19 protein-coding genes, 1 tRNA gene and 2 pseudogenes are annotated in these 16,487 nt (G+C 64.2%); 10 read left to right on the top strand and 12 right to left on the bottom strand.

All coding sequences use genetic code 11. The features are described 5' to 3' along the window. The first annotated feature begins 32 nt into the window (after positions 1 to 32). Complete coding sequence (locus tag ACNO8S_RS05230; RefSeq protein ID WP_420182591.1) at positions 33 to 590, top strand: halocyanin domain-containing protein; 558 nt, start codon at positions 33 to 35, stop codon at positions 588 to 590. 21 nt (positions 591 to 611) lie between these two features. Here ACNO8S_RS05230 and ACNO8S_RS05225 read toward each other — a convergent pair whose 3' ends face one another. After that, the gene (locus tag ACNO8S_RS05225) at positions 612 to 914 is read right to left on the bottom strand and encodes a DUF7521 family protein (RefSeq protein ID WP_014040025.1); all 303 of its coding nucleotides are present in this window, start codon (positions 912 to 914) and stop codon (positions 612 to 614) included. Next, complete coding sequence (locus ACNO8S_RS05220; RefSeq protein WP_014040024.1) at positions 911 to 1,273, bottom strand: winged helix-turn-helix domain-containing protein; 363 nt, start codon at positions 1,271 to 1,273, stop codon at positions 911 to 913. The genes ACNO8S_RS05225 and ACNO8S_RS05220 overlap by 4 nt, the downstream gene beginning before the upstream one ends. A gap of 319 nt (positions 1,274 to 1,592) precedes the next feature. Between ACNO8S_RS05220 and ACNO8S_RS05215 the strand changes: the two genes are divergently transcribed. Then, positions 1,593 to 2,417 (top strand): halocyanin domain-containing protein, encoded by an 825-nt coding sequence (locus tag ACNO8S_RS05215; protein WP_165353788.1) that lies wholly within the window; start codon positions 1,593 to 1,595, stop codon positions 2,415 to 2,417. 24 nt (positions 2,418 to 2,441) lie between these two features. Here ACNO8S_RS05215 and ACNO8S_RS05210 read toward each other — a convergent pair whose 3' ends face one another. Beyond that, on the bottom strand, positions 2,442 to 3,215 hold the full coding sequence (locus ACNO8S_RS05210) for a fumarylacetoacetate hydrolase family protein (RefSeq protein ID WP_420182590.1): 774 nt from the start codon (positions 3,213 to 3,215) through the stop codon (positions 2,442 to 2,444). A 163-nt stretch (positions 3,216 to 3,378) separates the two neighbouring features. On the opposite strand from ACNO8S_RS05210, the gene ACNO8S_RS05205 reads away from it, so the two are divergent. Genes ACNO8S_RS05205 through ACNO8S_RS05190 form a run of 4 tightly spaced genes read left to right on the top strand, consistent with a single transcriptional unit; the run spans position 3,379 to position 7,367 of the window. Next, a complete protein-coding gene (locus tag ACNO8S_RS05205; protein WP_420182589.1) occupies positions 3,379 to 4,113 on the top strand; it encodes a prephenate dehydrogenase/arogenate dehydrogenase family protein in 735 nt (244 codons plus the stop codon). Continuing rightward, positions 4,110 to 5,591 carry a small ribosomal subunit Rsm22 family protein gene (locus tag ACNO8S_RS05200; RefSeq protein WP_420182588.1) on the top strand — a complete coding sequence of 494 codons (1,482 nt, stop codon included), beginning with the start codon at positions 4,110 to 4,112 and terminating at the stop codon, positions 5,589 to 5,591. Before ACNO8S_RS05205 ends, ACNO8S_RS05200 begins: the two co-directional genes overlap by 4 nt. A 36-nt stretch (positions 5,592 to 5,627) precedes the next feature. Then, positions 5,628 to 6,437: a 5'/3'-nucleotidase SurE gene (gene surE, locus ACNO8S_RS05195; RefSeq protein WP_014040019.1), complete on the top strand. Its 810-nt coding sequence runs from the start codon at positions 5,628 to 5,630 to the stop codon at positions 6,435 to 6,437. 6 nt (positions 6,438 to 6,443) lie between these two features. Beyond that, positions 6,444 to 7,367 (top strand): DMT family transporter, encoded by a 924-nt coding sequence (locus tag ACNO8S_RS05190; RefSeq protein ID WP_146417382.1) that lies wholly within the window; start codon positions 6,444 to 6,446, stop codon positions 7,365 to 7,367. A 1-nt stretch (position 7,368) separates the two neighbouring features. Here the strand turns inward: ACNO8S_RS05190 and ACNO8S_RS05185 are convergent, their stop codons facing one another. From ACNO8S_RS05185 to ACNO8S_RS05165, 5 genes are all read right to left on the bottom strand, one after another. Then, positions 7,369 to 8,628: an alanyl-tRNA editing protein gene (locus ACNO8S_RS05185; protein WP_420182587.1), complete on the bottom strand. Its 1,260-nt coding sequence runs from the start codon at positions 8,626 to 8,628 to the stop codon at positions 7,369 to 7,371. A 602-nt stretch (positions 8,629 to 9,230) separates the two neighbouring features. Beyond that, positions 9,231 to 9,629: a hypothetical protein gene (locus ACNO8S_RS05180; protein ID WP_044952198.1), complete on the bottom strand. Its 399-nt coding sequence runs from the start codon at positions 9,627 to 9,629 to the stop codon at positions 9,231 to 9,233. 62 nt (positions 9,630 to 9,691) lie between these two features. Next, the gene (locus ACNO8S_RS05175) at positions 9,692 to 10,504 is read right to left on the bottom strand and encodes an HD domain-containing protein (protein ID WP_014040015.1); all 813 of its coding nucleotides are present in this window, start codon (positions 10,502 to 10,504) and stop codon (positions 9,692 to 9,694) included. A gap of 46 nt (positions 10,505 to 10,550) precedes the next feature. Further along, complete coding sequence (locus tag ACNO8S_RS05170) at positions 10,551 to 11,018, bottom strand: peroxiredoxin (protein ID WP_014040014.1); 468 nt, start codon at positions 11,016 to 11,018, stop codon at positions 10,551 to 10,553. A gap of 56 nt (positions 11,019 to 11,074) precedes the next feature. Beyond that, positions 11,075 to 11,320 carry a hypothetical protein gene (locus ACNO8S_RS05165; protein WP_004515651.1) on the bottom strand — a complete coding sequence of 82 codons (246 nt, stop codon included), beginning with the start codon at positions 11,318 to 11,320 and terminating at the stop codon, positions 11,075 to 11,077. Between the two features lie 640 nt (positions 11,321 to 11,960). Between ACNO8S_RS05165 and ACNO8S_RS05160 the strand changes: the two genes are divergently transcribed. From ACNO8S_RS05160 to ACNO8S_RS05150, 3 genes and pseudogenes are all read left to right on the top strand, one after another. Continuing rightward, a complete protein-coding gene (locus tag ACNO8S_RS05160; RefSeq protein ID WP_014040012.1) occupies positions 11,961 to 12,200 on the top strand; it encodes a twin-arginine translocase TatA/TatE family subunit in 240 nt (79 codons plus the stop codon). Between the two features lie 77 nt (positions 12,201 to 12,277). Next, positions 12,278 to 12,351: transfer RNA gene (locus ACNO8S_RS05155), tRNA-Arg, on the top strand. 581 nt (positions 12,352 to 12,932) lie between these two features. Then, positions 12,933 to 13,019: pseudogene (locus ACNO8S_RS05150) on the top strand (hypothetical protein); the annotation flags it as partial. Positions 13,020 to 13,118: 99 nt separating this feature from the next. On the opposite strand, the pseudogene ACNO8S_RS05145 reads toward ACNO8S_RS05150, so the two are convergent. Beyond that, positions 13,119 to 13,361 (bottom strand): annotated as a pseudogene (locus tag ACNO8S_RS05145) (hypothetical protein); the annotation flags it as partial. Here ACNO8S_RS05145 and ACNO8S_RS05140 point away from each other — a divergent pair. Next, the gene (locus tag ACNO8S_RS05140; RefSeq protein ID WP_369802671.1) at positions 13,248 to 14,564 is read left to right on the top strand and encodes a GMC family oxidoreductase; all 1,317 of its coding nucleotides are present in this window, start codon (positions 13,248 to 13,250) and stop codon (positions 14,562 to 14,564) included. The pseudogene ACNO8S_RS05145 and the gene ACNO8S_RS05140 sit on opposite strands and share 114 nt — an antisense overlap. On the opposite strand, the gene ACNO8S_RS05135 is transcribed toward ACNO8S_RS05140, so the two are convergent. The 3 genes from ACNO8S_RS05135 to ACNO8S_RS05125 form a co-directional block, all read right to left on the bottom strand. Next, the gene (locus tag ACNO8S_RS05135) at positions 14,561 to 15,139 is read right to left on the bottom strand and encodes a metal-dependent hydrolase (RefSeq protein WP_050007376.1); all 579 of its coding nucleotides are present in this window, start codon (positions 15,137 to 15,139) and stop codon (positions 14,561 to 14,563) included. The genes ACNO8S_RS05140 and ACNO8S_RS05135 overlap by 4 nt on opposite strands. An 84-nt stretch (positions 15,140 to 15,223) precedes the next feature. Further along, positions 15,224 to 15,676 carry a hypothetical protein gene (locus ACNO8S_RS05130; protein WP_008309881.1) on the bottom strand — a complete coding sequence of 151 codons (453 nt, stop codon included), beginning with the start codon at positions 15,674 to 15,676 and terminating at the stop codon, positions 15,224 to 15,226. A gap of 48 nt (positions 15,677 to 15,724) precedes the next feature. Further along, on the bottom strand, positions 15,725 to 16,423 hold the full coding sequence (locus tag ACNO8S_RS05125; RefSeq protein WP_050037812.1) for a chemotaxis protein CheC: 699 nt from the start codon (positions 16,421 to 16,423) through the stop codon (positions 15,725 to 15,727). Positions 16,424 to 16,487: the final 64 nt, after the last annotated feature.

Raw genomic sequence — 16,487 nt, 5'->3', positions numbered from 1 at the left:
CCTTATAAGTGCAGAGTCATAACTCTAGTTGCATGACAGACGACCTCGACAGGCGGACGTTCATCCGCACGACGGCAGCCGTATCAGGCGCTGGACTCCTTGCTGGCTGTGGCGGGTCCGACGGCGATGGTGGCAGCGGCGAAACGGAAGCCACCGAAGCAGAGGAGATGGCTACCACTGAAGCCGAGGAGATGGACACCGAGAGCAGCGGTGGGATGGAGACCGTCGAAGCATCGAGCGAAGTGGCGGACTACGTCGGTGAGTCGTCCAACTTCGACGGCAACACGGTCGTGATGACTGACCAGAACGAGGTCTCCGTTGCAGTCGGCGCCGAGGGGAACGGCGGCGCGTTCGCCTTCGATCCGCCCGCGATCAAAGTCTCGACCGGAACGACGGTCGTCTGGGAGTGGACCGGTGAAGGGGCCGGCCACAACGTCAAGTCCGAAGGCGACGGCCCGCTCGACTCGGGCTCGGCTGTCTCAGAGGAAGGAACCACCTACGAGTACACGTTCGAGGAAACCGGCACCTACCTCTACAACTGTGTCCCGCACAAGGCGCTCGGGATGGTCGGCGCAGTCGTCGTCGAATAACCCATAGTTAGCGGCCAGTTTTTATCGCTTTACTAGCGCGGAGCGACTGGTGACGTACAGCGAGTACGCGATGACCGCGAAGCCGACCGCGGTGAGCGCGTTCTCGAAGATCAGTGCAGCGTTGGTACTCAGGCCGAACAGTTGGTCTGCGACGCCGGCGATGAGCGACCCAACGGTGATAGTCGCGAATCCGACGGCGAGATACGTGAGTCCGGTCGCCCTCGTTTTCAGTGCCGCGCGGGTTGCGAAGTAGGTGATGAGCCCGCCAAGCAACACTGTCACAGTCTTGAATCCGATGACGATGAGTGGGATATCTCCGTTCATAGTTCCTCGCTGACGCGCGACCACAGGAGTGCGAGCCGTTCGCTCGGCCGCTCCTCGGCCGGCAGAACGTCGATCTCGAACGCGCCGTCGGCATCGACGCCAACGAACACGCCGCCACAGTCCCGGACGTACGCCGTCGCGTGATGGCCGTCGGGGCGCACCTCCGTCTCCTCGGCGACCAGTTCGGCCTCGCTCAGCTGTTCGAGCTTCCGGTAGGTGCTTGTCTGGGGCAGATCACAGACCGAGGCGACCTCCTTGGCTGGCAGCGGCTCGTCGAGCACCCTGAGTATGTCGCGACAGTCAGGGTCGGCGAGGGCGTCGAACAGCGCCTGTGTCTCGCTCGCGTCGTTGTGTGCCACGGAGGGACCCTCTCAGGTGGACGGTCGGGGGTGGTTCTGCGGGCGGTTCGATTTCGATATGACGGGGCAGCGACGTGAAACCTGTGGGATACTGCGACTCCGGAGTCCTGCGATACTCCGGTAGCAGCTCCCACCCAGTGTCGGGAATATAAAACACCCTCAGATAAAGGGCGACCGTTTGTTTCCAGAATCTGGAAAGGGCACACCCCATTTTCTATCATCCAATAACAACAACTAGCTTGCTATGCAACGGCCCTCCACTCGCAGACAGTTTCTCGCAGGCACAGGATTGGCAGCCCTCGCCGTTACCGCCGGGTGCGTGTCCTCGGGGAGTAGCTCTGAGCCAGCGGCGGAAACCGGCACCGAGACCGCGACTGCAACCGAAACCGCTACAGCGACCGAAACTGCAACGCCTGAATCGACACCCGAGTCCCTCGACGACTGGCTCGACGACGCCAACGGCTACGACGGCGAGATCCGCAGATACGGACCGCAGTCCCGACCAACAATTATGCTTGGCGAGGAGACAGACGGTGGACTGGCGTTCAGCCCACCAGCCATCGAAGTTCCACCAATGACGAACGTTCGGTGGGACTGGACGGGACACGGCGGCCAGCAGAACGTCGTCGCGCTCGACGGCACCTTCGACAGCGGTCGGACGAACGCCCAGTCCGGGACGATGTATCACTACTTCTTCGAGGAGCCCGGCGAGTACCGCTACGTCTCCGAACCCCATCGCGACGATGGCATGAAAGGTGCGATTATTGTGAAAGAGCCACCGTCTTCAGGCAATGCAACTGTCGACGAGTGGCTCGCAGCCGCGAGTAACTTCGACGGCACCATTGCCGACCGCACCGACACAGACACTGCAACTGTTACGGCCGGTGTGGAAGGGAACGGTGGGGAGTTCGCGTTCGGCCCGCCTGCACTGAAGATCTCGACCGAGACGACCGTCCGCTGGGAGTGGACCGGCGAGGGAGGGCCACACAACATCGTCTCAAAAGGCGATGGCCCGCTCAACTCGGAACTCGTCGCCGAGGAAGGAAACACCTACGAGCACACCTTCGCGGAAACCGGGACCTACCTGTACTCCTGTAAACCGCATAAGGGCCTGGGGATGAGAGGCGCAGTCGTCGTGGAATAACTACCGAACTAGTGTGGCAGCCGCCTACGGAATCTTGACGCTGTGTTTGAGCGTGCCGATACCTTCGATTTCGACTTCGACTTCGTCGCCGTCCTCCATCGGTCCGACGCCTTCGGGCGTCCCCGTGGCGATGACGTCGCCGGGCTCTAGGGTCATGTACGACGTTATCTCCGCGATCAGTTCCGGGATTGGGAAGATGAGGTGCTCGCGGGAGGAGGACTGCTTCGTCTCGCCGTTCAGTCGGAGTTCAATGCTGGCGTCCTCCGGGACGTGTTCCGGCGTGGCCACAAGCGGGCCGATGGGACAGGCGTTGTCGAAGGCCTTCCCGCGGACCCAGTTCTGTTCCTGTCGCTGGTCGTCGCGGTTCGAGATATCGTTGACGCAGGTGTAGCCCGCGACGACGTCCATCGCGCCCGATTCACTGACGTTCCGGCACTGCTCGCCGATGACGACGCCGAGTTCGGCCTCGTAGTCGATGCGCTCTTTCCCCGAGGGCATCGTGAGGTGCTTGCCGTGGGACGCGACGGCGTTCGGGGCTTTGAGGAACAGCATCGGCCTGTCCGGGAGGTCCGAGTCCATCTCCTCGGCGTGGTCGGCGTAGTTGCGCCCGATACAGACGACTTTCGTCGGCTCACAGGGCGGGAGGATGTCTACCTCGTCGGGGTCGTAGGACTCGTCGCCAAAGGCGATACGGCCGTACGGTCCGGCGGCGGCGGTGACGACGGGGTCGCCGTCCTCGACGGTCCAGCGGCCTCCCCGGACGTTCCCCGCGGTATCACGGAATCGAACGCGCTTCATGTCACCGTTCTCTCAGGGCCGACAGATAAGCGTTTAGGAGGGGGAAACCGGACCACAGCGGGCTGTTCGACGGCTGTCTACCCTGCCATCGTCACCTGCGGTGTCGCGGTGAGTGGGAGTGTGACCGAACGGCTTTTGAGACGGGACGGGCTACGCTGGGCCGATGAACGTCCTCGTCGTTGGCGCCGGCGCGATGGGCCAGTGGTTCGCGCGCACGGTCCGGACCCACGCCGACGCGTCCGTCGCCTTCACCGACCTCGACCAGTCGGCCGCCGAAGCCGCTGCCGACGCAGTCGGCGGGCGCGCTGTCGCCAGCGACGCGGCCGAAACTTTCGACGTCGTCTGTATCGCGGTGCCGATGCCCGTCGCCGAGACGGCCATTCACGAGTTCGCGCCGCTGGCTACGGGTGCAATCGTCGATGTGACTGGGAGCATGGCCGGCCCCGTCGCAGCGATGCAGGACGCGATGCCTGACGGCCAGCGACTGAGTCTCCACCCGCTGTTCGCCCCCGAGAACGCGCCCGGCAACGTCGCCGTCGTCAACGACGCGTCAGGTCCCGGTGCTGCTGCCGTCGTCGACGCACTCGCCGAGGCCGGCAACAACTGCTTCGAGACGACAGCGACGGAACACGACGAAGCCATGGAAACAGTCCAGGCCAGTGCCCACGCGGCCGTACTCGCGTTCGCGATGGCCGCCGCCGACGTGCCCGACCGGTTTCAGACGCCGATTTCGGCTGGCCTGTTCGACCTCGTCGAGCAGGTCACCGGCGGCGACCCGCGGGTGTACGCCGACATCCAGAACACCTTCGACGGCGCAGACGCGGTCGCCGACGCCGCCCGACAGATCGCCGATGCCGACGCGGACACCTTCGAACGGCTCTACGAGCAACTTTCATGAACCAGGATACACGCCAGCAGATACGCGAAAACGCCCAGTACCTCCGTAACGTCCGACCGCTGGACCCCGAGGAGCTACACGAGTACGTCGAGGGCCAGCCCCATCCCGCCGTCGTCAAGCAGGTACTTCAAGAGGAGGCGTTCGATCTGGGCATCGTCGAACAGGACGACGGGACCTTCGTTCCGGCACCCGAGGGACGGTTCTCGGTGGATTTCGACGGTGTCGAGCGGTTCCCAGACCGCTACGAACAGCAGGTCATCGACCTGTTGACAGAGTGGGGCGGACTGGAGTGGCACAGCGGCGACAGCGGTGACGAACTCCGTGAGCGCATCCGCGACATCAAGGAGCGGTATCTCCAGGGCCAGGCCGTCGAGTACGACGAACTGACGGCGCTTGGCTACGCCGTCTATCACTTGCCCGACTACTACGCTGTGGCCAAGTACGTCCTTGCGGACCTCGTCGCAGACGGTCTGCTCCCGTCACAGCTCCGAGTTCTGGATGTCGGGGCCGGTGTCGGCGGCCCGGCGCTCGCCCTGCGCGACCTGCTTCCGGACGACGCGCTGCTGGACTATCACGCCGTCGAACCGAGCGCCGCCGCGGACGTGCTGGAGAGCCTACTGGAAGACAGCGGTCAGAACGTCCGCTGGGAGATTCACCGGGCGCTCGCCGAGGAGTTCGACCCGTCGTCGCCGGTTCCCGGTGACGACAGCGGTGGGGCTGGCGACGACAGCGGCAGCGGTGCCGATGGCGGCGACAACAACGCCGAGGGCTACGACCTCATCATCTTCGGCAACGTCCTCAGCGAACTCGACGACGCGGCGGCGACCCTCTACCGGTACGTCGAGGCGCTTGCCGACGACGGAACGTTGCTGGCGCTGGCCCCGGCTGACCGGAACACGGCCATACAGCTCCGCCAGGTCGAGCGCGAGGTGGCCGACGGCGGCCCGGCGACGGTGTACGGGCCGACGGTACGGCTCTGGCCCCACCAGTCCCCCGACAGCGAATCGTGGTCGTTCGACCGCAAGCCCGACATCGAAGTGCCGACGATGCAACAGCGCCTCGACGACCCCGCGGGCGGGACGGGCGAGTTCGTCAACACGGACGTGCAGTTCGCCTACAGCGTCCTCCGGACCGACGGCAAGCGAAAGCACGACGTGACGCCGGACCGGGGCATCCACGCGCCGATGGCCGACGCCGAGAACTACGTCACCGACCGGGTGAACTTCCTGGGTGTGAAACTCAGCCACGACCTCGCCGAGCGGGAGGGCGCAAATCCGCTGTATCTGCTGGGCGACGGGAGCCAGCAGGTCGACCACTTCGCCGTGCTCACGGAGGCGTCGATACTGAACGAGGACCTCCGGAAAGCCGACTACGGCGACCTGCTGTCCTTCGAGAACGCGCTGGTGCTCTGGAACGACGACGAGGAGGCCTACAACGTCGTCGTCGACGGCGAGACGGTCGTCGACCGTGCCCGCTAGCGGTGGGCTTTTCTCGCAGACGGCCCGACAGAGCGTATGGACGAGCCGACGATTCTGCTGACGAACGACGACGGCATCGAGAGCGCCGGCCTCCGGGCGGTGTACGACGGTCTCTCGACAGTCGGCGACGTGACTGCGGTCGCCCCGGCGGAGGACCAGAGCGCGGTCGGCCGAGCTATCTCACACGAAGTGACCGTCCACGAGCACGAGCTCGGCTACGCCGTCGAGGGAACGCCCTCGGACTGCGTCGTGGCGGGGCTCGAAGCACTCGTCACCGACACCGACCTCGTGGTCGCGGGCTGTAACCGCGGGGCGAACCTCGGCGCGTACGTCCTCGGCCGCTCGGGGACCGTCAGCGCCGCCGTCGAAGCCACCTTCTTCGACGTGCCGGCGATGGCCGTCTCGATGTATATCCCGGTCCGCGAGGACGCTGCTTTCGCGGACATCGAGGCCAACGGCGACAGCTACGGCGAGGCCGCCAGGGCGACGACCTACCTCGCCGACCACGCCGTCGACGCCGGCGTGTTCGAGCAGTGTGACTACCTGAACATCAACGCCCCCGTTGCCGAGTGGGGCGACGCACAGATGACGGTCACGCGACCCTCGCACGAGTACGAGATGGACGCCGTCCAGGAAGGCGACGCCGTGACGCTCCACGACCGCATCTGGGAGCACATGGCTGAGGGCGACATTCCCGACCCCGAGGGGACCGACCGCCGTGCCGTCGTCGACGGGAAGGTCAGTGTCTCGCCGCTGACCGCGCCACACACCACGGAGCACCACGAAGCCCTCGACGCCATCGCAGAGACGTACGAGCCGGGCGACGGCGGCGAGGCGGCCGACTGACCGGAAATGCGGTTCCGCAACGCCATCCTCTTCGTCGCGCTCGCCGTCGCCTGGGGCAGCGCCTTCACTGCTATCAAAGCCGGGCTGGAGTACTTCCCGCCGGTCCTGTTTGCGGCGTTCCGGTACGACCTCGCCGGGCTGTTGATGCTCGGCTACGCGGTGTACGCCACCGACCAGTGGCTCCCGAAGAGTCGGACCGACTGGATCGTTGTGGGTATCGGCGGCTCACTCCTGATCGCCGCGTACCACATCTTCCTGTTCGTCGGCGAGCAGGGTACCACCAGCGCCGCCGCCGCTATCGTCGTCAGCCTCTCGCCGATTCTCACGACTGGGTTCGCCCGCGCGTTCCTCCCGGACGAACGGCTCACGGCGCTGGGTATCGTCGGCCTGCTCATCGGGTTCGTCGGTGTCGGTGTTCTCAGCAACCCCGATCCGGGGAACCTTCTGGACCCCCGAACCGTGTCGCTGTTCTTGGTGTTCCTCGCAACCACGTCGTTCGCCCTCGGGAGCGTGCTGACCCGGCGGTTCGACGACGACTTAGAGATCGAGACGATGGAAGCGTGGTCGATGCTGCTCGGTGCGGTGCTTATGCACGGCGTCAGCCTCGGGGCCTCCGAGTCGATAGCTGACGTCCAGTGGACTGCTGAAGCCGTGCTGGCCCTGCTGTATCTGGTCGTCGTCGCCAGCGCGCTTGGCTTCCTCATCTACTTCGACCTGCTGGAGCGACTCGGGCCCATCGAGATCAACCTCGTCTCCTACGCCGCACCAGTCGTCGCCGCCGCCACTGGGTTGCTGTTCCTCGGTGAGACACCGACAGTCTACACGGGTGTCGGATTCGCCTGTATCCTCGTCGGGTTCGCGCTGTTGAAACGGGATGCGCTGCGAAACGAGGTCGCCCGGTTCAGCGGGACGCCGAACCGAGGCGATTGAGTCAGTCGCCGTGGTCTGGCGCCGCTGACACGTCCCGGAGGAACGCGACGATATCGTCCCCCTCAGCATCGAGTCCCCCGCCCTGTGCCACCGTCGGCCGCCCGCCGCCACCGCCACCGAACTCCGACGTCACTCGGTCGACCACCGCGCCGGCATCGACGCCGCCTGTCGTCGCGACACCCAGATACTGGCCGTCGGCGTCCACCAGCGCGGCCACGTCGACCTCATCACCGACGGCTTGCTCCGCTCGGTCGGCCAGTCCGTTCGCGTCGAGACCCGTGACTGTGCCGACGAGCCACTTCTGCCCGTCCATCTCGATGGCCTCGTCACGCAGGTCAGCGAGACGAGAATCGACGAGACGCTCTCGAAGGGCCGACACCGTGTCCCGGAGGTCGTCGCGCTCTGACTGGAGGCTATCGACAGCAACCGGGAGCTCCGCAACGTTCGTATCCAGCGACTGGGCGGCAGTCATCGCCCGCTCGTGCTCGGTCGCCCGCTGACGGATTGCTCGCGGCCCGACGGCGAACTCGACACGAGTCAGCCCCTCGCCGGGATTGGATCGACCGAGCACCGTCACCGGTCCGATCTCTCGCGTGTTCCCGACGTGTGTCCCACCGCAGGCCGCCACGTCCCAGTCTTCGATGGTGACGACCCGGACTGTCTCGCCCTCGATTCCCTCTTCGGTCTTCGTATTGAACGCGATATCGTCGCGGTCCAGTGCCTCGTCACGCGGGATTTCTTCCCAGGTCACGTCGTAGGACTCCCAGACGGCGCGGTTAGTCAGCCGCTCAAGTTCGGTGAGTGTCTCGTCGTCGATTTCGGTCGTCGTCTCGAAATCTACCCGCACCTTCCCGGTGATAGCCGGCCCAAAGTCGTCGTCACCGGCGTCTTCCGGGACCGTCGCGCTGATGTCGAAGCCGCCGTAGCCGAGGTCCGACAGCAGCCGGCGACCAGCGCCGTAGAGGACGTGGCTGGCCGTGTGGGCACGCATACAGTACGTCCGAAACGCCGTGTCGATCTGGCCTTCGACCGTCTCGCCCGGGTCGAACGCCGGCGGCTCGGCCAGTTCGTGGACGATATCGCCGTTTCGGTGCTGGACGTCGACGACTTCAACGCCACCGAGAGTTCCCCGATCGGCCGGCTGGCCGCCGCCTTCGGCGTAGAAGTACGTCTCCGTTAGCACGACAGCGGTCGTGTCGGTACGCTCGACAGTCGACGTGAACGTCGTCACAGTGGGCTCGGCTGCGGCTATTCCCGTCATCAGGCGTGGCTACGTCGGCGCGAACAAAAACATCTGGGCGTGCCCCGGACGGACGAGTGTCCGGGACCATTCGGCCGACAGTAGCGCGGTTTTCGTGCGTGCCGGGGTAGTGTGGCCCAATCAATACTGCTCTGGCTGTTCGCAGTCGTGCTGTTCCCGACGCTTCAGTACGCAGCCGGTAAGCGGGACCGGCGTGAGCTAACCTGCGCGTAACTGGGGGAGTGGACAGGCTGAACGGTGGGACAGCGGCGTCTGACGCTCGGCAGACGGGCCATCAGGATCGGCGTCACGTCCTGCGGTTTTCACTTTCACCGTGAATTACCCGATTATATAGGGCCTGGCTCCCTGTCTGGCAATATGATCGAGCGATTACGCCGGGTCGTGGGGACTCGACAGCGGTCACATCTGGAGTGTCGACGCTGTGGAACCACCATCGAAACGGATAGCTCGACCTGCCCGGCCTGTGGCTCCGGCAACATCGCGCAGTACGAGCTCTGACCGCGGTCTCGGCCGGTCGTTCTGCTGGTTTCCGATTTTCAAACGCCGCCAGAAAGGTCTGAAACCGTTCGCTCAGCGACGCAAGAACGGGACAGTAGAAGCACTTACTGCTCGACAGATTCCCACACGTCAGACGAAATCTTCGCCGCAGAGTTGTCCGGATGTGTCATAGTGAGTTGGTCTCCAGATTCGACTGCGATGAGGTCGACAGTGTTGGTTTCCGTGTGATTTCGGGTCGGATACGTAAACGGTCGTGACCGCGTCGGAAGGTCGCTGATCGACGGACACTCCGGCGGCGTAACGACGTCGTCAGCGAACCCATCGGTGTGAATCGTCGACTGTGGCTTGTCTCGACCACGTCTATCAAGCCACTCAGAACATTTCTCCCCAAACGAAATGGTCTCAATGGCTGAGCGCACGCGGTACCTGACCCGGTCCAAAAGCGAGGGTGGCGGCACGTCGCCGTCGTCCGTCCTGGCCCGGGCACCCCGTGGCTCATCCATGGGTGTGAGACTCATAGACATAGCTAGGGAAGCACGGTACAAAACCGTTGTGTCGATCCGGTTTAGAGTTCGATTCGCTCGACGATCTGATTGCCGTCCTCCCGGGTGTTGAGCGCGACGATACGGACGTGTTCTTCCAAGCCAGAGTCCCTGAGTTTGGCTTTCAGAAGATTATCGACTTGGTAGACGCCGGCCGCGTTGTTCATCGAAATTTCGACGAGGACGGGATAGTCGTCGCCTGGGCTCAGCGTAACCGTCTCGATGGCCTGGCTGGAGACGGTATCGATACCGCGGCCGCCGTGCTTGTACGGAATGCGCGACCGACCGCGCTCCATGTCCAGCGCGTCGGCGACGCGAACGACGCCGGCTTCCAGCGTCAGCGGGTTTTCCTCGGTGTGATGGCAGAGAATGGCATGGAGCACCTCACCCTTTACCTGAACCGCCTGACGGATGCCGTAGAACTCCGGGAGGATGTCATCGAGGATGTCAGCCGCCAGCGGGATCGAATAGTACGGGTGTGAATCGCGGTGGACGACGTGCCCGATGTCGTGGAGCGTCGTCGCAAGTGCGATGATGACAGCCTCGTCAGCCTCGTCGAGGCCGTGGTCGGCCGCACCGTTGAACTCGACGCCGCCCTGCTTGAGGAGGTCATACAGGCACAGTGCTCGGTTCCGAACGATACCGATGTGTTTCGCGCCGTGGTCGTTGTACTGTTTGCGCGCGACGGGATTGATGTTCTGGGCTTCGAGATACGCCTGGATCTCCTCGTCAGTCGTAATAGTGTCGAGAACTGCGTTCAGTCGCCCGTCCGGGAACGCGTGGTCTGCCTCGGGGTCGTAAATCCGGCCGCTGGCATTGTCTCTATCAACGCTCATACCACATCCCAAACGACCCACAGCGAAAAATCCCCCACCGGCGCGATCAGGTGGCGGCGTCGATAACTTCGTCGTAGTCCGGTTCGACGCCAGGGTCGTCGCTGACCCAGGCGTACGTGACTTCCCGGTCTTCGTCGATAACGAAGACGGCCCGCTTGGCGACGTTCGGAACGCCCAGCGCCTCGAAGTCCATCGAAATGTCGTAGGCGTCGACGATTTCGCGCCCGGAGTCGCTGACGAGGTCGAACTCGAGTCCCAGTTCGTCACGGAACGCGTTCTGTGAGAACGGCGTATCGATGCTGACACCGTACAGCGTCGCCCCCGCCTCGGTGAGTTCGTCGAGTCGGTCCTGGAACGAGTTCATCTCGTGACTGCAAACGCTGGTGAACGCGCCCGGGAAGAACGCGAGCACGACCGGCCCATCGTCAACTGCCTCGGATAGCGTTATCTCATCAACGTCGCCATTGGCAATCGGTGCCGTGAAATCGGGTGCAGCGTCTCCGACTGATACCATACTGGCGACCTGGGTCGTGGCAGATAAAACCCTTTCCGACGCGGACGAGTCCCGAATCAGAACTGCGCGAACTTCGCGGTGACCTCGTCGATCCACTCCGGCAGTTCGCGGTCCGCGAGTGTCCCGTCGGCGTCACGAGTCGTGACGACGTCTGCGATTTCGCCCTCGCGCGTGATATCGAGTCGCCACACCCCATCAGCCTCGATATCGACCCGAACGACGTCCTCTCCGACCGGTTTGATCGGTCGAATCGTTACCTCTTCCCCGCTCCTGACTTCCATCGTGTGACTATCGGCCGGCATCTGGTCTCTCTGAGCGCCCGACGGTAGTTATATCCCCGGGCGGAGAGTGCACCTGTCCGGCACTGTGGCTGGTGATACTGTCGGCTGTAACTATTTCAAGATATTCCTCACCCCGGGCGAAATTCTTCACAGACGTACAGCCGACAGGATGAGCAGTGGCTTAACCAGAATATAATAAATTGACAGGACCGTGTAGCCGGTACTGCGGGTGCGAACCCGCACGCAGGCAAATCCGACGCCGGACATGGCTACGGAAATCGTGTCACCTGAACAGCCCCAGCTATCGACTCAGTCCCGTGGACATGCTGCGGTGTATCTGTCGACGTGCCAACCCAAGCCAGCGACACCGGGAAGTCAGAGACCGAGTGCCTCGTGTTGCCACTTCCGAGCCACACCCATTCCCCACTCCTCCTGTGTCGGGCCTCGCCGTCGGTTCCCGGCGAGGCCGTTTCGACAGACTAAGCCGCCACGGCTCGGTGATGACTAACGGTCTGTCTGCTGGCCACGCCAGACAGTACTGGAGAGTCGGCCTCGACGGCAGTGACTCGCCTGCCAGGCCGTCCTGAGCAAAAAGGTTATAATAGCAACCACGTAACCTTCGGATACAATGTTAGGGACATCCGGAGTACTGTTCCCGGGGATGCCCGGGACGACGGAGATGATGGTCATCCTCCTCATCGCCGTCCTGCTGTTCGGCGCGAACAAGATTCCGAAACTAGCGCGGTCGACCGGCGAAGCCATGGGCGAGTTCCAGAAGGGGCGCGAAGAAGTCGAGCAGGAACTCGAAGAGATGCGTGAGGGCGGCGCTGCAGAAGGGGCCGATGCATCCACCGTGGACTCGGCCGAGTCGACCGAGACGGCGACGGAAACCGAGACGTAATCTCGACCACTTCTCCGTTTTCAGCGGTCTGTAGTGATAACGAAAGGATTTTTCACCGCTCAATCGACCACCCGATAGGGCGTGTGGCCTAGTGGACCAGGGCGAGGGGTTCCTAACCCCTAGAACGCGGGTTCGAATCCCGCCACGCCCGTTTTCCGGCGAGCGACAGCGAGCCGTGAAAACGGCCCGGAGATTCGAACCCTACGAGACGAGCGGAGCGAGTCTCGGTCCGGTTCGAATCCCGCCACGCCCGCTTCGTGGTTTCTCGCGTCCGCTCGAAACACACTCGCGGCCGTGGCGACCCTCGCGAAACCTTCGGTTTCGCTCAGTCCCGCCACGCCCGTCGTGCGACGAACGGATGTGAGGAGTCGACGGGCCCGGAGTTCGAACCCTGCAAGTCGCAACGGCGAGCGAAGCGAGACGACCGTCTTGCTCCGGTTCGAATCCCGCGAGACCCGCTGCAGCGGGTCTCGCGTAGTTCGCAAATGCTTCGCGTTTGCTCAGTCCCGCCACGCCCGTGCAGGGAACCGACGAGCGAAGCGAGTCTGTGACTGAACCGGCATGGCGGGATTCTAATCAGGGAGGTCGCGCGCAGCGGAGCGAATATGTCTGACCGTGACGTCGCGCAAAGAGGATGCGATACAATTGGGATACGTCGCAGTTGCTGTGCAGACTCCCCACAGCGCCTGAGATGCCAACGTATAAGTTTAGGCTTACCTAACTCCTGCTGAAATGGACCGGGAGCCGTCCGAGCGGGCGGATGTCTGTGTCGTCGGGGCCGGGCCGGCAGGGGCACTCGTCGCGAGCCAACTCGCCAGCGACGGTCGCGACGTGGTCGTGCTGGAGGCCGGGCCGCGGTTCGACAGGTCGAAGCGCGAGCAGCAGATGGAACAGGCAATCCGGCCCGGCGGCCACGGCTCAGTCTGGGGGATGGGCGGCGACCGCGACGCGTTCAGTGCGAGCGGCGAGCGGTACTACCCGTTGAATATCTCGCGAGTGAAAGGGGTCGGCGGGTCGACGCTGCACTGGCAGGGGATGGTGATGCGGTTGCATCCCTCGGATTTCGACGGGAGCCACGACACCGACGACCCGGCGTGGCCGATCAGCTACGACGACCTGCGGCCGTACTACGCCGATGCCGAGCGGGCGCTGGGGGTCGCCGGTGACGCGGACAACCCCTTCGCACCACCGCGGGACGGTGCGTACCCGTTGCCCGGCTTTCCGCCGTCGTACAGCGACTCGCTGTTCGCTGAGGCCTGCGAGCGGTTGGGCATCACGATGCACTCCGTGCCCAACGCCCGGAACTCCGAACCATACGACGGCCGGGGGCCGTGTGTCGGCTACGGGACCTGTCAGCCGGTCTGTCCCTCCGGCGCGAAATACGACGCCAGCGTCCACATCGAGGACGCCGAGGCCGAGGGGGCACGCGTCATCGACCGCGCGCCGGTCCAGCGCCTCGTTACTGACACCGACGGACGCGTCGAAGCAGCCGTCTACGCGACACCGGACGGGACCGAACACCGACAGACGGCCCGCGAGTTCGTCATCGCGGCGGGCGGCGTCGAGACGCCGCGACTCCTCCTGCTATCGGAGAGCGACGGCTACCCGGACGGACTGGCGAACAGTTCGGGACTGGTCGGCCACTACTTCATGGACCACCTGTTTGCCGGCGCTGGCGGCACCCTCGACCGGGAGACACGCCAGAACCACGTCGGCTTTCTCACGAGCGAGTGCCACCAGTTCTACGACGACCCCGGGCAGGCAGTCGAGCGCGTCGCGGACGGCGAGACGGTGGTCGGGGCCACCGACGAGGCGCTGTCACCCCTCAAACTGGAGTTTCTGAACTACGCCGGTCCGTCGCCGGTCGAACTCGCGCTCTCCGGCGAGGAGTGGGGCGATACGCTGCTGTCGAGCCTCCGCGAGAGCTACGGCAACAGCATCGCGATGGGCGGGCTGGTCGGCCAGCCGCCGCGGAAGGAAAACCGGGTGACGCTGGACACGTCGACGACAGACGATCACGGCAATCCGGTTCCAGATATCCAGTGGTCGTGGGGTGAGCGACTGGAACGGTCGCTCAGTCGTGCGAACGAGATTCAACGCGCCGTGCTGTCGGAGCTGGGCGTCGACATCTCGTGGACGGTCGGGCCAGCGGACACCGGGCCGGCGTACCACCACATGGGCACGACGCGGATGGGGACCGAGCCCGAAAAGAGCGTCGTCAACCCACAGTTGCAGACCCACGACGTGGCGAATCTCTCAATCGCGTCCTCGTCGGTGTTCGTCACCGCCGGGTCGATGAACCCGACGCTGACTATCGCCGCGCTGGCGCTGAAGTGTGCTGACCACGTTTCCGAACGGCTTTAATCGGCGAAGTCCGTGAACACAGCCTTGCTTCGCCGAGTGACCGACCGGAGCCCGGGTACACCGTGGGCGATCCACACGGCGACAGCCAGGCCGAACAGCCCGAACTGGAACAGGACATACGGCTCGACGGAGAGCGAGGCGAACTGCTCGACGAAGGAGGTGTCGTTGGCGTACGGCGGCGGTGGCCGGAGCGGCCAGACCAGAAAGCGAAGCCACTGTAGCTGTGTCAGGTCACCGCCGAGTAGCCCCGCTACCGCTGTCGGACTCATGTCGGTCAGCGTGTGTGCGAACGCACCGACCGTGAAGGCCTTTGAGAGGTCCGTTCTACGATATCGGACAGCGAGTCGGTGCAAGACCACAGCGATGATGAGGAGGGTAAACACCGAATGGGCGAGCGACCGCCCTGACGGCAGGACACCGAACGTCCATGCGAGGGGCTTGTCGATCAGGTCCGGGAACTGCGACCCCACCGCCAGCGCGGTCAGCGTCGCCGCCGTCTGGCGACGGGTCGGGTCAAGGCGAGTGTAGACGACGTAAACGAGGTAGGCGACGGCGAGATGTCCCCACGGCCACATTGGGTACTGGTACGCCGGATGGTGATTTGTATCTGCTGATACAGGTCTGTCTGCACAGCGATCGGCAACCGATATGCCGGCCGTTCAGTACAGGCCGAGAATCGCGCCGGCGTCGAGCAGGAGGAGAATCGACACAACGGACGCTCCCAGCAGGAACGGGCGTGCGTTCCGGGCCGGTTCGCGCACCTTCTGCTGATTGAAGCCGTCACTGAGCTTCGAGGCCCCGACTTCGACGAGGCCGGCCAGGATGAACCACAGGACGATCATCGTGATGACGAGGTGGCCGCGCCCGGTCCCCGTCAGCGACTCGGCGGTGTAGCGGGTCGCTGCCAGATGCCCGCCCGTCAGAAACAGGAGCAGTGCGCTCGCCCGTGACACCGTCTTGAGCTTCCCGGTAATCGCCAACAGCGGTCCCGGCGAGGAGTCGCCGTTCAGCGCCGTCGGGAGGACGGCGTAAGTCATGAACAACACGGTTCCAGCCCACAGCGCGGCGAATATCAGGTGAACCCCGAAGACAGCCGCGTTTACGACACTCATATGCGGCGGTTGGACGCGACCCTATTCAACGTCGTGGGTTCGGTGTGGTTACTCCGAGGAATCGAAGGCATCGAGCGCGTCCGCATCACCTGACATATCGAGTTCTTTGACTGCGTCGGTGTCGGCAGAGATGTGCGTTTCCCGGTCGGTGTCGTAGTCCAGCTGGTCGATGAGGTGGACGAACGAGCCGGGGTCGGGGATGAGGAAGATGCGGAGCGAGAACGCCACATCGCTCTCCTTGATGTCGACGAGCGAGTCGAGCACGATAGTCAGCGAGTCCCGGCGGACATGGGAGAGCGCCTTGTCGGCGATCTCGGTCGCGTCGTCCTGTACGACCGTCGGCGTCCCCATATTGATGGTCGCGTTCAGCGTGTTCGCGATGCCGTCGATGAAGCCCGAGGTGAGGATGTTACACATCTCCTGGAGCGCGGACTCGTGGAGCTGTGTGAACCCGTCGTCGACGCTGGAACCGGTCATCAGCTCCGCGATTTCGGCGGCCGTCTCGGTCTCGAACGTCATCAGGAAGACGCCGTAGGGCGGCTCTGTCAGCCGGACGCGAGCGCTGTAGATGGTCCCGCCGCCCATTTCGGTGGCGATGTCCTCCGGCTGGACGAACGAGAGGCTCTTGATCTCGACGGCGGCGTCGACGCCGGCCAGTGTCGCCAGCGAGTCGGCGACCTGCTCAGCCCCGTCCTGAATGAGTCTGGTGATGAGCGTGAGTTTCCGAATATCGATGAGAAGCGGCATTGCACGCTATCAGGGCCTATGGTGTGTTACCGTTTTCGGTGGGGGCGGCGTCCCGGGGCTGCAC

This window comes from Haloarcula sp. KBTZ06, from assembly GCF_048595605.1.
Classification (GTDB): domain Archaea; phylum Halobacteriota; class Halobacteria; order Halobacteriales; family Haloarculaceae; genus Haloarcula; species Haloarcula hispanica.
The sequence above is the reverse complement of the archived record's forward strand: the minus strand, read 5'-3'. Positions and strand labels throughout refer to the sequence as shown.

Bases quoted from the DNA above. Each gene is read 5' to 3' on its own strand.
- ACNO8S_RS05230 (WP_420182591.1), top strand. From the start codon at position 33: ATGACAGACGACCTCGACAGGCGGACGTTCATCCGCACGACGGCAGCC.
- ACNO8S_RS05225 (WP_014040025.1), bottom strand. From the start codon at position 914: ATGAACGGAGATATCCCACTCATCGTCATCGGATTCAAGACTGTGACA.
- ACNO8S_RS05210 (WP_420182590.1), bottom strand. From the start codon at position 3,215: ATGAAGCGCGTTCGATTCCGTGATACCGCGGGGAACGTCCGGGGAGGC.
- ACNO8S_RS05205 (WP_420182589.1), top strand. From the start codon at position 3,379: ATGAACGTCCTCGTCGTTGGCGCCGGCGCGATGGGCCAGTGGTTCGCG.
- ACNO8S_RS05200 (WP_420182588.1), top strand. From the start codon at position 4,110: ATGAACCAGGATACACGCCAGCAGATACGCGAAAACGCCCAGTACCTC.
- surE (WP_014040019.1), top strand. From the start codon at position 5,628: ATGGACGAGCCGACGATTCTGCTGACGAACGACGACGGCATCGAGAGC.
- ACNO8S_RS05190 (WP_146417382.1), top strand. From the start codon at position 6,444: ATGCGGTTCCGCAACGCCATCCTCTTCGTCGCGCTCGCCGTCGCCTGG.
- ACNO8S_RS05185 (WP_420182587.1), bottom strand. From the start codon at position 8,628: ATGACGGGAATAGCCGCAGCCGAGCCCACTGTGACGACGTTCACGTCG.
- ACNO8S_RS05180 (WP_044952198.1), bottom strand. From the start codon at position 9,629: ATGGATGAGCCACGGGGTGCCCGGGCCAGGACGGACGACGGCGACGTG.
- ACNO8S_RS05175 (WP_014040015.1), bottom strand. From the start codon at position 10,504: ATGAGCGTTGATAGAGACAATGCCAGCGGCCGGATTTACGACCCCGAG.
- ACNO8S_RS05170 (WP_014040014.1), bottom strand. From the start codon at position 11,018: ATGGTATCAGTCGGAGACGCTGCACCCGATTTCACGGCACCGATTGCC.
- ACNO8S_RS05165 (WP_004515651.1), bottom strand. From the start codon at position 11,320: ATGCCGGCCGATAGTCACACGATGGAAGTCAGGAGCGGGGAAGAGGTA.
- ACNO8S_RS05160 (WP_014040012.1), top strand. From the start codon at position 11,961: ATGCCCGGGACGACGGAGATGATGGTCATCCTCCTCATCGCCGTCCTG.
- ACNO8S_RS05135 (WP_050007376.1), bottom strand. From the start codon at position 15,139: ATGTGGCCGTGGGGACATCTCGCCGTCGCCTACCTCGTTTACGTCGTC.
- ACNO8S_RS05130 (WP_008309881.1), bottom strand. From the start codon at position 15,676: ATGAGTGTCGTAAACGCGGCTGTCTTCGGGGTTCACCTGATATTCGCC.
- ACNO8S_RS05125 (WP_050037812.1), bottom strand. From the start codon at position 16,423: ATGCCGCTTCTCATCGATATTCGGAAACTCACGCTCATCACCAGACTC.